The organism is Gordonia sp. VNK21, from assembly GCF_046098115.1.
Lineage (GTDB): Bacteria > Actinomycetota > Actinomycetes > Mycobacteriales > Mycobacteriaceae > Gordonia.
This window is the reverse complement of sequence record NZ_JBJURU010000011.1, coordinates 1-14586: the sequence shown is the minus strand read 5'-3', so window position 1 is coordinate 14586 and position 14586 is coordinate 1. Positions and strand designations below refer to the sequence as shown.

The 14586-nt window shown below is 67.3% G+C and carries 12 protein-coding genes and 1 pseudogene; 8 read left to right on the top strand and 5 right to left on the bottom strand.

All coding sequences use genetic code 11. From position 1 onward, the window contains the following. Window positions 1–11: 11 nt before the first annotated feature. The 3 genes from ACJMNC_RS12980 to ACJMNC_RS12970 are packed head-to-tail and all read right to left on the bottom strand — an operon-like array spanning window position 12 to window position 2743. On the bottom strand, window positions 12–653 hold the full coding sequence (locus ACJMNC_RS12980; RefSeq protein ID WP_408948376.1) for a septum formation initiator family protein: 642 nt from the start codon (window positions 651–653) through the stop codon (window positions 12–14). A gap of 49 nt (window positions 654–702) precedes the next feature. Next, complete coding sequence (gene eno / locus ACJMNC_RS12975; protein ID WP_408948375.1) at window positions 703–1986, bottom strand: phosphopyruvate hydratase; 1284 nt, start codon at window positions 1984–1986, stop codon at window positions 703–705. Between the two features lie 55 nt (window positions 1987–2041). Further along, on the bottom strand, window positions 2042–2743 hold the full coding sequence (locus ACJMNC_RS12970) for a lytic transglycosylase domain-containing protein (protein WP_408948553.1): 702 nt from the start codon (window positions 2741–2743) through the stop codon (window positions 2042–2044). Between the two features lie 173 nt (window positions 2744–2916). On the opposite strand from ACJMNC_RS12970, the gene ACJMNC_RS12965 reads away from it, so the two are divergent. From ACJMNC_RS12965 to ACJMNC_RS12955, 3 genes are all read left to right on the top strand, one after another. Beyond that, window positions 2917–3543: a TetR family transcriptional regulator gene (locus ACJMNC_RS12965; protein WP_408948374.1), complete on the top strand. Its 627-nt coding sequence runs from the start codon at window positions 2917–2919 to the stop codon at window positions 3541–3543. A gap of 69 nt (window positions 3544–3612) precedes the next feature. After that, a complete protein-coding gene (locus ACJMNC_RS12960; protein WP_408948373.1) occupies window positions 3613–4812 on the top strand; it encodes an oxygenase MpaB family protein in 1200 nt (399 codons plus the stop codon). A gap of 17 nt (window positions 4813–4829) precedes the next feature. Further along, a complete protein-coding gene (locus ACJMNC_RS12955) occupies window positions 4830–5987 on the top strand; it encodes a DUF5995 family protein (protein WP_408948372.1) in 1158 nt (385 codons plus the stop codon). 15 nt (window positions 5988–6002) lie between these two features. Here the strand turns inward: ACJMNC_RS12955 and ACJMNC_RS12950 are convergent, their stop codons facing one another. Next, on the bottom strand, window positions 6003–7412 hold the full coding sequence (locus tag ACJMNC_RS12950) for a DUF222 domain-containing protein (RefSeq protein WP_408948371.1): 1410 nt from the start codon (window positions 7410–7412) through the stop codon (window positions 6003–6005). A gap of 502 nt (window positions 7413–7914) precedes the next feature. On the opposite strand from ACJMNC_RS12950, the gene efeU reads away from it, so the two are divergent. From efeU to ACJMNC_RS12925, 5 genes and pseudogenes are all read left to right on the top strand, one after another. Beyond that, a complete protein-coding gene (gene efeU / locus ACJMNC_RS12945; RefSeq protein ID WP_408948370.1) occupies window positions 7915–8790 on the top strand; it encodes an iron uptake transporter permease EfeU in 876 nt (291 codons plus the stop codon). Further along, window positions 8774–9991, top strand: a complete 1218-nt coding sequence (efeO, locus tag ACJMNC_RS12940) for an iron uptake system protein EfeO (protein ID WP_408948369.1) — start codon at window positions 8774–8776, stop codon at window positions 9989–9991. The genes efeU and efeO overlap by 17 nt, the downstream gene beginning before the upstream one ends. A gap of 9 nt (window positions 9992–10000) precedes the next feature. After that, entirely contained in the window at window positions 10001–11281 is a 1281-nt protein-coding gene (efeB, locus tag ACJMNC_RS12935) for an iron uptake transporter deferrochelatase/peroxidase subunit (RefSeq protein ID WP_408948368.1), read from the top strand. A 423-nt stretch (window positions 11282–11704) separates the two neighbouring features. Beyond that, complete coding sequence (locus ACJMNC_RS12930; protein WP_408948367.1) at window positions 11705–12355, top strand: cysteine hydrolase family protein; 651 nt, start codon at window positions 11705–11707, stop codon at window positions 12353–12355. 45 nt (window positions 12356–12400) lie between these two features. Then, window positions 12401–14386: pseudogene (locus ACJMNC_RS12925) on the top strand (DEAD/DEAH box helicase family protein); the annotation flags it as partial. Window positions 14387–14445: 59 nt separating this feature from the next. Here ACJMNC_RS12925 and ACJMNC_RS12920 read toward each other — a convergent pair. Further along, window positions 14446–14574: a hypothetical protein gene (locus tag ACJMNC_RS12920; protein ID WP_408948552.1), complete on the bottom strand. Its 129-nt coding sequence runs from the start codon at window positions 14572–14574 to the stop codon at window positions 14446–14448. Window positions 14575–14586 lie beyond the last annotated feature (12 nt).

Sequence of the window (14586 nt, the reverse complement as noted above, 5' to 3'; positions counted from 1 at the left end):
TGGCGTCTTCCTCAGTCCTCCGGCGGTGTGGACACCGCGTCCCACAGATTCTCGTACCAGGGGTTGGAGGCGTAGGCGTCGGCCTGCCGCTTGGCGGCCTCCTCGCGGTCGCGGTCCGGGTGGGTCAGCACCACGACCTTCTCCCCCGGCATCGCGTACTGCAGCCGTTGCCGGGCCATCGCTTCGATGTAGGCCGGGTCGTTCTGCTGGGTGATCTTCTTCTCGTAGTCGCCCACTTCGTTCCGCAGCTGTGCGTTCTCGGCCTGCACCCGGTTGTACTCCGAGCGCTGCGAGAGGTAGGTGCGCACCGGCACGGCCAGGGTCAGGGCCACGAAGACCAGCACCACCAGCAGGGCCAGGGCGCGCCGCGGGTTGACGTGGCCAACCCGGGTGAGCAGCGAGCTGCCGGTCCGCAGGGCGAGCGCACCGGCCCGGCCGGTACTGCGGCGCGGCGCGACGATCTCGGGACGGTCCTCGGTCTCGTCGGCGGGCGTGTCGTCGACCACCGGCTGTTCGCCGGTGGTGTCGTCGACGGCCTCGAGAGTGTCGGTGCGGCTCAGCGAGGCTCGTCGCTGACGGCGTTCGGCCGACGAACGCGAGGAGCGCCGGTCACCGGGCCGCGAGGTGCGCGACGTGCTGTGACGTCGCGACACCTGTGCCCGATTCTGGCGCCCCTCGCTTCCGGTCATGGGTACTAGCTAATCACGCCTTGGCGGCGAACCGCGGGAAGGCCGAGGCCCCGGCGTAGCGCGCGGCGTCGCCCAGACCCTCCTCGATGCGCAGCAGCTGGTTGTACTTGGCGACACGCTCGGAGCGGGCCGGGGCACCGGTCTTGATCTGGCCGCAGTTCAGGGCGACGGCCAGGTCGGCGATGGTGGTGTCCTCGGTCTCACCGCTGCGGTGGCTCATCATGCTGGTGTAGCGGGCGTTGTGCGCCATCGCGACGGCGTCGAGGGTCTCGGTGAGGGTGCCGATCTGGTTGACCTTCACCAGCAGCGAGTTGGCGATGTTCTTCTCGATGCCCTCGGCCAGCCGGGCCGGGTTGGTGACGAAGAGGTCGTCGCCGACCAACTGCACCTTGTCGCCGACGGCGGCGGTGAGTGCGGCCCAGCCCTCCCAGTCGTCCTCGGCCAGTCCGTCTTCGATGGAGACGATCGGGAACTGCGCGAGCAGCTTCTCGTAGTAGGAGACCAGGTCGGCCGAGGAGAGCTTGTCGCCTTCGAGGGTGTAGACGCCGTCGGCGAAGAACTCGGTGGACGCGGCGTCGAGTGCGATGGCGACGTCCTTGCCGAAGCTGAAGCCGGCCTTCTCGACGGCCTCACCGATGACGGCGATGGCGGCGTCGGCGTTCGGCAGGTCCGGGGCGAAGCCGCCCTCGTCGCCGAGAGCGGTGTTCAGGCCCTGCTTGTGCAGCACCGACTTGAGCGAGTGGTACACCTCGGCACCCCAGCGCAGCGACTCCTTGAAGGTCGGCGCGCCGATCGGGGCGATCATGAACTCCTGGAAGTCGATGCCGTTGTCGGCGTGTTCGCCGCCGTTGATGATGTTCATCATCGGGACCGGCAGCAGGTGCGCGTTGGGTCCGCCGATGTAGCGGAAGATCGGCAGTCCGGCCGATTCGGCGGCGCCGCGGGCCACCGCGAGCGAGACGCCCAGCAGGGCGTTGGCGCCCAGCCGCGACTTGTCCGGGGTGCCGTCCAGGTCGATCAGGGTCTGGTCGACGATGCGCTGGTCGTCGGCGTCGATGCCGATCACCTCGGGGGCGATCTCGCCGAGGACTCCCTCGACGGCCTTGGTGACGCCCTTGCCGTTGTAGCGGTCGCCGCCGTCCCGCAGCTCCACGGCCTCGTGCTCGCCGGTGGAGGCGCCCGAGGGCACAGCCGCGCGGGAGAAGGTGCCGTCGTCGAGAACCACTTCGACCTCGACCGTCGGGTTGCCGCGGGAGTCGAGGATCTCGCGCGCGCCTACCTGCTCGATGATTGCCACTGTTGTTACCCCAATCGCGTGGTGTGCGGAAATACCGAACTAAGCCTAATGGAGGTCAGTAGCGCACGTTGATCGAGTACGCATTGGCGTAGTTGCGAACCTTGATCACGTACGACATCGAGTTGTTGTAGACCATGACGGCCTTCTCCCAGCCCTCCGGGGTGGTCATGTCGCCGCCGGCGGAGACGCACAGGTAGCGGGCGGCCGAGAGGGCCGCGTCGTCGATGTTGTCCGGGTCGGCTTTGCCGTCGCCGTTGGCGTCCACGCCGAAGCGCTTCCAGGTCTCCGGGATGAACTGGAACGGGCCCATCGCGCGGTCGTACTCTTTGTCGCCGTCGAGTTTGCCGGCGTCGGAGTCCTTGATCTCCCAGTTGCCGCCGCTGCCGTCGAGGGCCACCCCGCGGATGGCCGGGCTGACGTCGCCGTTCGCCGCGACCGAGGAGCCGCGGTGCTCGCCGTGCTTGCTCTCCACGCCGGCGATCCCGGCCAGGGTGGTCCAGGCGATGCCGCATTCGGGGTGCTGCTGGCGCTGGATCTCGGCGGCGTTGCCGTAGGCCTCGAGGGAGGTGCGCGGGATGCCGGTGTTCTCGGCGATGGGTTCGGCCCATTCGCGCAGCAGGTCGGCGGTGCGACCGGGGGCGTTGACGTCGAGGTAAGGCTGCTGGATACCCGGGCCCGGCGGAATGCCTTCGGGGATGTCCGGCTTGTCCCACGGCAAGGTGCAGGCGGCCAGGCTCACCGCGGTGGCGGCGGCCAGGACCGTCGATACCAGCACACGGCGGGCTGGGGTGGTCGTCGCCACGGGTGGTGCACTCCTCGATCGTTCCGGCAGGCCAGGTTCGGCTCGCCGGGAAGCGTGCCACACCATGGGGGTAACGCCGCAAGTCGGCGATGAGTTCCCGGCGCGTCGCGACGGTAGGCTGATCAGCTATGAACGAGACGGTCCCGCGCCGGGGGCGCGGACGGCCGCCGGGGCCTCCGGTGGATCCGCAGGTGCGACGCGAGGAGCTGCTCGACGCCGCCGAGCGGGCGATCGGACGATCGGGGCCGGACGTCTCGCTGGCGCAGGTGGCCGACGAGGCGGGGCTGACCCGTTCGGCGGTGTACGCGGCGTTCGCCGACCGGGAGGCGCTGGTCTCGGCGCTGGCGCGGCGGCACTCCGAGCAGGTGGTGCAGCGGCTGTGGGAGGTGACCCGGCAGGTCGAGGATCCGCGGGAGCAGACCCGGCTGTCGGTGGAAGTGCTCGCGGCGTGGTTCGACGAGAACCCGGATCTGGCGACGATGCTCGATCGGCACGACGAGAACCGGTCGGGACGGCAGGGGCGGCGTTCGTTCATCGCCTCGTCGCTGGCGGAGATCCTCGAGGACGGCTTCCGGGCGCGGGGGCTGGATCCGGCGCCGGCGGCCACCTGGGCGCGCGGGCTGGTGGGCGCGGTGTCGTCGGCGGTGCGCTGGTGGGCGCAGACCCGGGAGGTGGGCCGGGACGAGCTGGTGGAGCACCTGACGGCACTGATCTGGTCCGGCTTCGACGGAGCGGGCCGGCAGTCGCCGTCCTGAACGTCTGCGGCCGACGCGCCGCACTCCCCAGGCTTGACCCGTGCCACCGTAAAAGACAGACTGTTTTTTATGACTGGTCGTCCGACACCCGCGCAGGCCGGAAGGATCACCGGCGCACAGAACTGGGCACAGATGCGCGAGCGGTATCCGGAGAAGGTCGACGCGATGGCGGCGGGGTTGATGGTCGGCGATCGGGCCGCCGACGCGGTGGTCGCCGAGCTGTTCTCGCCGGACGGGCTCGGCTGGCAGCGGACGACGGCGGCGCTGGAGGCGCCGGACCGGGTCGAGGGTCTGCCGCCTGCGCTGGCCGAGTTCGTGACCGCGGCGGGCAGTCCGCCGTCGTGGTTCGATCCGGAGCTGGCCCGAGCGGGGGCGAATGCGTGGTGGCGATTCGGTTCGCTGCAGTCGTCCACGCTGTATCAGTCGCTGATCTACGGCTATCAGGCGCGCGGCTTCACCCGGCCGTTGGTGGAGACCGGGAGGCTGACCACGGGGACGTGGGACCGGGTGCAGGCGACCGGACGGTGGGTGGCGCTGGCGACGGCACCGGAGATGATGGCCGTCGGTGCGCCCGGCTGGGTGGAGACGCTGCGGATCCGGCTGGTGCACGCGATGGTGCGGCATCAGTTGTGTGAGCGGGCCGGTTGGGATACCGAGCAGTGGGATGTCCCGATCAATCAGACGTACAGCCAGTTCACCATCACCGCCGGTTTTCTGGCGCTGCCGCTGCGGGTGGCCCGGGATATGGGGTTGCGGTATTCGGCGGCCGAGCTCGAGGCGATCACGCACCTGTGGCGCTGGATCGGCTGGGTGATGGGCGTCGACGAGGAATTGCTGCCGCGCAGCTACCGGGACGCGAAGCTGATCTACGAGATCGCGACCGCGTTCCAGATGGAGCCGGACGAGCAGGCGAAGGTTCTGGTGGACGCGCTGCTGCACGACGGCTACCAGACCGACCTGGGGTTGCCGGGTCCGCTGAACACGGCGGTGCACGTGGCGACCCGGCCGTTTCTGCGGGTGCTGTTCGCCGCGGTCTCGTCGCGCTGGGTGGAGCCCGAGGTAGCGACGGCGCTCGGGTTGCGGCGGACGCGGCTGCAGCATGTGGTGGTCCTGGCCCGGCCAGTGGTGCGTTCGCGTGAGGTGCTGCGCACGATGGGGCTGCTGGGCTCGGACCGTGATGTGGCGCAGCGCGAGTTGCGCCTGGTGACCTCGAGGCTGGGACTGAATCTGGCCGATCCGACGCTCGCCGACCGCTACACCGTCGCCTGACCCCGGAGGAGCAGACGATGAAGGCCCGTTTCCAGCTCGTCCGCGAACTGTCGTGCACGCCGCAGGCGCTGTGGCCGCTGCTGACCGATCCGGAGCAGATGAACCGGTGGTCGACGGCCCCGATCACAGTGGCCGACAACGGTATCGGCGATCGTCCGGACGGCACCGGAGCGCTGCGCACGGTCACCCTGCCCGGTCGCGGGAAGGCCCGGCTGCATGAGGTGATCGAGTGGTCCGAGTTTCCGCGCAGGCTGGTCTACCGGGTGCACGACGGCGGGCCGCTGCTGCTCGATCACCGCGGCGAGCAGCAGCTCACCGCGCTTCCGGAGGGGCGGTGCCGGCTCACGTGGACCGTCGAGCTGAGTCTGCTCTCGTCCGTGGCATCGCGGGTGGCGGCCCGGACCATCGGCCGGCAGGTCGGTGAGTCGCTCGATGCGCTGGCGCTGGTCGTCGTCGACGCCCCTGCCCCGCAGCCGGATTCGATTCCGCCGACCGATGCGCCGGTTCGGCCCGGCCCGGAGGGGACCGCGGGCCTGCTGGCGGCCGCGGAGGAGTCGCTGGCCGCGCAGCGGGCGACGGCCGACCGGCTGGCCGCGGCCGGCGACAACAAGCAGTGGTTCGCCCGGGTGTATCAGTATGTGACCGAGGAGATGATGCGCACCGCCCGCACCGATCGGGAGTTGGCCAATCCGGACTGGGTGCTGGCGCTGATCCCGGTGTTTCACGACTACTTCGCACGGAATCTGACGGCCTTCGAGTCCGGCGACGAGTGCGAACCGGCCTGGCAGCGGGCGTGGGCACTGTGTGAGAGCACCGATGGCCGGCGGCCGTCCCGGCCGGTGGTGGGCGGGCTGCTGGCGGGAGTGAGCGCCCACATCGACGTCGATCTGCCGCGCGCCCTCAGCGAGGTGCACGTCCGGCGCTACCCGGGCCGCGACCTGCGCGCCTTCCGACCCGACTATCTGCGCCTGGCGCCGGTGTTCTCGGCCGCGTCCGACCGGCTGCTCGCCGAGTTGCCGCGCCGGTTCCAGCCGTGGTGGACACCGTTGGCCGGCCGCGTCCATCCGCGGGTGCGCGACGAGCTGCTCGCCAGACGGGGCTACCACGTGGGACGGCATCGCCTGCGCGCCTTCGCCGCCGCCTGCGAACTGGTGGACGCCCGGTCTACCCACTGAAGCCGCGCACCGGGTTCAGGCGGCGTAGGGCAGGTCGGTGAGCGTCCGCCGGGCGTTGGACCGCAACGGGGGCCGGGGGCGTTCGGGGTGGGCCTGATCGACCGGCGGGACGAACCAGGGGTGCCGGTCGTGGCCGAGGATCACCGTCCAGCCGCGCTGATGAACCATGGTGTGGTGCATGCGGCACAGCAGGACGCCGTTGTCGACGCAGGTGTCGCCGCCGTCGTGCCAGGACACCATGTGGTGTGCGTCGCACCAGGAGGCCGGACGCCCGCACCCGGGGAAGGCGCAGCCGCCGTCGCGGACGGCGAGGGCCTTGCGGAGTTTCGGGGTGAACAGCCGGTGATCGCGGCCCACGTCCAGCGGAGCGTGATGGTCGTCGACGAGGACGCCGGAGAGTACTGCGTCGCAGGAGATCAAGTCGGCGGTGTCGACGCTGATCGGTCCGGTGAAACCGAGCCGGTCGGTGCTGGAGGCGAGGCCGTCGGCAGGGGTGCCGTCGCGGTCCGGTTCGGCGGCGGGCAGCCAGTTCCGGGCCGGCCGGATGAGGGTGACGTGCGGCAGCACTCCCCCGGAGGTCGGCCGCTGCGAGCCGGACAGGTAGGTGCGGATGATCTGTCCGAACGCATCGGCGCGGCGCTGCGTCGCCGACCGCGGGTCCGGTGAGCCGTCCGGTTCGGGGACCGGGCGGCAGAGCGGGTCGAGTGCCGCGTGCAGTTCTTCGGCGGTGAGCACATCGAGGTCCATCGAGCCGAGGACCCGGCCTTCGCTGTTCTGCTGCAGGCTCAGCGCGTTGAGCGCGGGGTCTTCGGCGACCGGGATCCGGTCGCCGGCCGGAGCGTCGGGTGCGAGTTCTATGGCGAGCTCGCGGGCCCGGTCCGCGATCTGGGCCGGGGTGGACTGCAGGGTCAGGCGACGGGCCAGTTCACGACGCTGATCGTCGTCGACGGACGCGCGGGTGGCGATGTGCGCGAGGCCTTTCACTACGGCGTCGGCGTGGTCGATGCTGAGCGCACCGTCGCGCAGATGTCCGGCCAGGTCCGGCAGGGACTCGAGGGTGCGCCCGACGCGGACCGCGCGGTGGGCGGCCGCCGGTGCGACACCGAGTGCGGTGAGCATGTCGGCGCCGGACTTGAGGCCTTTGCGTTTGGGGATGCCGCGCGTTTCGATCGTGGTGGTCACCGCGGCGATCAGGTGGTCGACCGTGTTGCGCAGCCGGACGGCGACGGTCATCACCGCGAGCAGTTCGTGTTCGTCGAGCACCGGCCGCGGGTCGTCGAGCAGTTGAGCCAGCGAACGTGGGCCGGGCTCGTCGGACAGGGCGCCGCGGTGCGTGGCGTCGTCGGATATGGAGCTGGTGGCAGGTGTGCGGGTGAGATCGTCGATCAGCAGATCGGCGAACGAGGACAGGGCTGTGGAATCCATCGGCGGGACTCCCTTCCGGTATCCGCCGGAGGGTGCCGGCGAGGCGGAATCGGGCGTGAATCAGCGCCCCGGCACCCGTGACGATCGGCCGCGGGTCGGGGTGGCGCGGTGGCCGCCCCGACTCTCCCTTGCGGGGCGGCCACCACCAGAAAAACTGTGAAGTTCTCAAACGACGCACGCCCACCCGAAGTGAGCTGGCCGGAGCTCCCCCGCATCGCGTCAGACCCCCGAACTAATCCCAATCTACCTCACGATATGTTCGAACACAAGTGCGAGTTTAAGCGTTCCTCAAGCTTCGTCACCGGGACTCTCACATGCCCGGCAGCAACGCCCCTACCTCGACGAACAGGCACTTTCACCGCGGCGAAGAAGTCGCGCACGCGCTCCCCCGGAGGCAGTCGGCGAGGGGCTCCGACACGAACGCTGTGTGATCGCCGCAGCCGGGTGTATTTTTGTTGAGCTTAGGTATTCCTAAGCATAGAAATCAGGAGACAAACACCGCATGGAGTTCCTCGCGAACAGCACGCCATCGGTCGGCACCCAGATGTTCGGGAGCGGCCTCATCGGGGTCCGAGAGGGCCTCGAAGCCGGAATTGTCGTAATGGTCCTGGTCGCTTTCGCGGTGAAGTCGGACCGCCGGGATGCGTTGAAATGGATCTGGGGCGGCGTGATCGCCGCACTGGCCATGACCGTCGGCACCTTCCTGGTGATCCAGTTCGGCGCCAACACGATCTCCACGCTCGGCGCTGAACTGATCGCGGGTATCGCCTCGCTGGTGGCGGTGTGCATGGTGACGTTCATGCTGCTGTGGATGCGCAAAGCGTCCAAATCGATCTCCGGTGACCTCAAGTCGGGGCTGTCGTCGGCGATGGCGATCGGTGGTCCGTCGGTGTTCGGTCTGGCCTTCCTGGCGGTGGGCCGGGAGGGATTTGAGACCGCGCTGCTGATGGTGAGCTACGCGGAGAGCGTCTCGGGCGGGGTGTGGCCGCTGATCGGTCTGCTGTTGGGGATCTGTGTGGCGGCCCTGTTGGCGGTGCTCATGTACTTCGGCGCCATCACGCTGAACCTGACGAAGTTCTTCACCTATACGGGTGTGTTCCTGATCTTCGTCGCCGCCGGAATCCTGTCGTACGGCGTGCATGCGCTGCAGGTGTACGGGTGGTTGCCGGGTGTGGGCGACATCGCCTACGACATCACCGACTGGTACGACGTGAGTTCCTGGTACGGATCGGTTCTCAAGGGCGTCTTCAACTTCGAGGCGGCGCCGACGTGGGGCCAGGTCGGCGCGTGGATCGCGTACATCGTCGTCGTCACTCCTGTTTTTCTTCTGCGTGGTCGGGTCAATCGAAAGGAAATTCCTCATGCCACAGCTGTCTGATTACCTGCGCACCGGAGTGGTTCTCGGTGTCGCAGTGGCGACCCCGCTGGCCCTGGCCGCGTGTGAGTCCAAGAGCGCCAGCGAGGGTGCGATCGGGGTGACCTCGACCAATGACGAGTGCACCCTGGAGACCAACGAGGCCACCACCGGCGCAGTGAAATTCGAGGTCACCAACAACGGCAGCAAGGTGACCGAGTTCTACGTGTACGGCAAGAACAACCGGGTGCTCGGCGAGGTGGAGAACATCGGTCCGGGTCTCAAGGGCCGGGTGACCGCCGAGATCACCGAGCCGGGAACCTACGAGGTGGCGTGCAAGCCGGGCATGGTGGGCACCGGTATCCGCCAGGAGCTCAAGGTGACCGGTGAGGTCAAGGAGAAGACGCAGGCGCCGGCCGATGTGGAGGCCGCCAAGCAGAACTACCTGAGCTACGTGCGCAAGCAGGTCGACGGTCTGGTGGCCCAGACCGAGACCTTCGTCGGGCACGTCAAGGGCGGGGATCTGGATGCGGCGCGCGCCGAGTTCGGTCAGACCCGCACCTTCTACGAGCGGATCGAGCCGGTGGCCGAGAGCTTCCAGGACCTGGACCCGGCGGTCGACATGCGGTGGGACGACACCGAGGACGGCGCCCAGCCGTTCACCGGTTTCCACCGGCTGGAGCGTTACCTGTGGCCGCCGAAGGCCGACGAGGTGGGTGACGCCCCGGGCCAGATCGCGCCGGCCGACGCCGCCGACGCGAAGAAGTCGGACACCAAGGAGAACATCGACAAGGCCGGCGACGAACTGCTGGCGAATGTGAAGCGCCTGCAGACCGAGGTGAACAAGCCGGACTTCGACTTCGAGACGCAGCTCTTTGTGCAGGGGCCGCAGGCGCTGATCGATGAGATCGCCGCGACCAAGGTCGGCGGCGAGGAGGATCGCTACAGCCACACCGACCTGTGGGACTTCGCCGCGAACGTCGACGGTGCGGAGACGCTGATCGCGTCACTGCAGCCGGTGATCTCCCAGCACGATCAGGCGCTGATGGACAAGATCACCGCGCAGTTCGCCGATGTGCGCAGCGCGATCGAGACGCTGCGCGAGGGCGACGGCTACGTCACCTACGACCAGGTGCCCGAGGCCAAGCGCAAGGAACTGTCGGACAAGATCGACGCTCTCTCGGCCACCCTGTCGAAGGTTCCGGGAATCGTCATGCAGAAGTGACGGGATCTCGTGACTGATCGCAATGTCTCCCGCCGGACGATGCTGGGGGCGATGGGCGTAGGGCTCACCGCCGCCGGCGTCGCCGGCGGGTTCGCCGGTGGGATGGCCGTCGGGCGTGACGAGGATCCGGGCGGTGATCAGACCGTGCCGTTCCGCGGTGAGCGGCAGGCCGGAATCGTCACGGCCGCACAGGATCGTCTGCATTTCGCGGCGTTCGACGTGGTGACGGATTCGCGTGACGAGCTGGTCGAGCTGCTGCAGAAGTGGACGGTGGCCGCCGAGCGGATGACCCGGGGTGAGGAGACCGAGCCGGATGGTGCGGTGGGGCTGGGCGATTACACGCCGCCGGCTGACACCGGGGAGGCGCTGGGGCTCAAGCCGGCGCATCTGACGTTGACGATCGGTTTCGGTCCGGGACTGTTCGGTCCGAGTGCCGCGTATCCGGATCGTAAGGACCGCTTCGGGATCGGCGCTCGTAAGCCGGCTGGGTTGACGGATCTGCCGGCGTTCGCGGCGGAGAAGATCGAGCCGCTGCGGAGCTACGGGGACATCTGCATTCAGGCGTGTGCCGACGACCCGCAGGTGGCCGTGCATGCGGTGCGGAATCTGGCGCGGATCGGTGTCGGGGTGGTGTCTGTGCGCTGGTCGCAGCTGGGCTTCGGCCGGACCTCGTCGACGACGCGCGATCAGGACACTCCGCGGAACCTGTTCGGGTTCAAGGACGGGACCGCCAACATGCGGTCGGATGAGAAGGACGTCCTGGACCAGTGGGTGTGGGTGCAGCCGGAGGACAATCCGGCGGCCGCGCAGTGGATGACCGGTGGGACGTATCTGGCGGCGCGCCGGATCCGGATGGACATCGAACCATGGGACCGGGCGAATCTGCTTGAGCAGGAACAGATCATCGGGCGCACAAAGGGTGAGGGTGCGCCGCTGGGACAGGAGAAGGAGTTCGACGACCCGGACTTCCAGGTCACCTCGGGCGGGGTGCCGCTGATCTACAAGGATGCTCATATCGCGGTGACCAACCCGAAGAACCGCGACGGCGTGCGAATCCTGCGGCGCGGCTACAACTTCACCGACGGATCCGACGGCTTCGGCCATCTGGACGCGGGACTGTTCTTCATCGCCTTCAACCGCGACAGCCACAAGCAGTTCATCCCCATGCAGCACGACGTCTCACGCAAAGACGCCCTCACGGAGTACCTCATCCCCAACGCCTCCGCCCACTTCGCCATCCCGCCGGGCTTGAAGGACGGCGAATACTGGGGCCAGCACCTCTTCTCCTAGCGCTCGTCGCTCCCTGCGCCTGCCGAAGGGTTGGTGGCCGAGTGCCGGCGACGAAGGAGCCGGTGTATCGAGGCCTCCCCCTTGGTGGCCGAGCACCCGCCGAGGCCTACCCCGTTGCTGGCCGACCGCCCGCCGAGGCCTCCCCCGTTGCTGGCCGACCGCCCGCCGAGGCCTCCCCCCTTGGTGGCCGAGTGCCCGCCGAGGAACGAGGCGGGTGTATCGAGGCCCACGCCCGACTACCCGAAGATCGACGTCGCCGGCGTGCGGTCGCAGTCCGGACGATTCACCGCCGGCCACGGCGGGTACGGCTCGGACCTACTCGCACGCGGCTTCCGCGGACGCCCGTGGCCGACGGCGCACCGCGGTCGTCGAGTCCAGGAAATGCAGGTGCCCGTCCGCTGTTCCACCTGCGACACTGACTCCGTGCCCGACTACCTGAGCCCCGACTACACCCGCAGCGCTCTGCTGATGATCGATGTCCAGAACGACTTCGTCTTCGGCGACGGCGCCATCCCCGGCACCGAAGAACGACTGCCGGCGATGGCCGCGCTCCTGTCCGAGTTCCGCGACACCGATCTGCCGATAGTCCACGTGGTCCGCGCATACAAGCCGGGCGAGAGCGACGTCGATCTCGTCCGCCGCGCCGCCATCGAGGCCGGCGCGCAGATGGTCGCCCCCGACTCCCCCGGCGCCGACATCCCGGAAGCTCTACTTCCCAACGCCGTCACACTCGACTGGCCCCTCCTCCGCTCCGGCGAGGCCCAGCACCTCACTCAGAATGAAGTCGTCCTCTACAAGCCGCGCTGGTCCGCCTTCTATCGCACCAAGCTCGACGACCTTCTGCACTATTGGGAGGTCAACACCGTCGTCGTTGCCGGCTGCAATCTCCCGAACTGTCCCCGCGCCACCCTGTTCGACGCCTCCGAGCGTGACTATCGAGCCGTGCTCGTTACGGATGCAACGTCACAGGTGACGCCCGAGCGCTTGTCCGATCTCGAACTGATCGGTGTGAATATCAGTGCAACTGTTTCCCAGCTTCCCATCGCTGTGCACCGTCGACCATTCCCTAATTGAGCGCCAGGCTCCCTCACTGTCAGTGGCAGGTGACAAACTAACCGCATGCAAGAGGGGATCTTCGAAGACCTTGTTACAGAGGAGCTCAGCGAACGGCTACAGAGTACCGAACTGCTCCCCGGCTTTGGAGACGTCGACAAGGCCGACCAGGCTCATGTATTTGCTCGGCACGTCGGCACGATCGTGGCGCAGGTCTTGTCCGGGATCAAAGAGCCTGCTCAACGCATCGCGCGAGCGAATGCGATTCTCGAGCTCCTGGAAGCGCGCGAGGCAACGATTGTTGATCCGGCTCAGCAGCTGTTACGGCTGCAGCGGCCGGCAGGGCCGGGAGTCCGGGATCGCACGTCCATTCGGCCGGCAACACCGCTCTCAGAGGTTGCACTCCTCACCAATGCCGGCAACGGCGAGCCATCAATCGGCCACGAGCTCCCGGCCGAAATGGCCTCTGCCGACTCGGTCGATCTGGTCTGCGCCTTCATTCGCTGGAGTGGTGTGCGACTGCTCGAACAGCAACTCAAGGATCTCGCCGCATCCGGGAAGCGGTTGCGCGTCATCACCACCACCTACCTCGGATCGACCGAGCGTCAAACCCTGGATCGTCTCGTCAATGACTACGGTGCCGAGATCATGGTGCAGTACGACGCCATGCGGACCCGTCTCCACGCCAAGGCCTGGATGTTCCGCCGCACAAGCGGATTCGACACCGCATACATAGGATCCTCAAACCTATCGAATGCTGCCCTCATCGATGGCGTCGAGTGGAACGTGCGACTCTCACGGATCGCCACGCCAAGCCTCCTCGACAGATTCCAATCGACCTTCGACACGTACTGGAACGAGGATCCGTCGTTCGAAGAATACGACCCAGATCGCGACCGCGATCGCCTCGACGACGCCCTAGCCGAAGCTTCCGGGAAGGCGGCAGGTACATCGGTCACCGTTAATCTCTCTGGCCTCGAAGTTCGTCCCTATGCGTTCCAGCAGGCAATGCTGGAGGACATCTGGGCAGAACGATCCGTGCATGATCGCCACTGGAATCTGGTGGTTGCTGCAACAGGGACTGGCAAAACCGTTCTGGCCGCCCTCGACTACCGTCACCTTTCCCGCGCCGCAGGCACATCACCACGCTTGCTCTTCGTTGCCCATCGACGCGAGATTCTCACGCAGGCCCTGCGGACGTTTCGTGAAGTGCTCGGCGACGCAAACTTTGGTGAACTCTACGTCGATGGCCTCCGCCCGGAGCGCTGGGACCACGTCTTCGCTAGCGTCCAGTCGCTGAATTCGTATGGGGTAGAGAATATTCCCGAAGATCACTTCAACGTGGTGATCATCGATGAGTTCCACCACGCCGAGGCGAAAACGTACAAGCGCATCACCAAGCATCTGGCACCCGACGAACTACTGGGGCTCACAGCAACGCCCGAACGAGCAGACGGTACTGACGTCCGCCAGTACTTCGACGGGCGGATCGCCACAGAACTTAGGTTGTGGGACGCACTCGCCGCTGAGTTGTTGTGCCCGTTCCACTACTTCGTTCTCGCGGACGGCACAGATCTCACGAGTATCCAGTGGAGCCGAGGTCGATACAGCCCTGCAGAGCTGACCAAGCTCTACACCCAAGACAACAAGCGTGCTCAGGTGGTCCTGAGCGCCGTCAAGGACAAGATCATCAGTCCGCACGAGATGCGGGCGCTGGGTTTCTGCGTCTCGGTCCAACACGCGGAGTACATGGCGCACACTTTCAGGCAAGCCGGGATCCCCGCACAGGCTATCGACGGCAGCACGCCTCAGGACAAGCGCGACAAGACGATAGCCGAGCTCAAGGCGCGCGAGATAAACATCATCTTCTCCGTGGATGTCTTCAACGAGGGTTTGGACATTCCAGATGTCGACACCGTCCTCATGCTGCGTCCTACTGAAAGTGCCACCATATTCTTACAGCAGCTCGGGCGTGGTTTACGTACAACACCAGATAAGCCGGTACTAACTGTCCTAGACTTCGTCGGTGTCCAGCGTGACGAGTTCCGATGGTGACAGGTCCCCGATATCCGGTCCAGGTAGTTCTAGAGCCAGTTCTTACTTGTCGTTGATCAGTTGATCTCGCACCCGACCGGGTGGTGTCGGTGGGTGCATCCGGCAGCGTACTCGGCCGGGGTCTTGTAGCCCAGCGCCGAGTGCCGGTGCCGGTGATTGTGGTCGTCCTTGAAGTCCTCGATCACCACGCGCGCCGC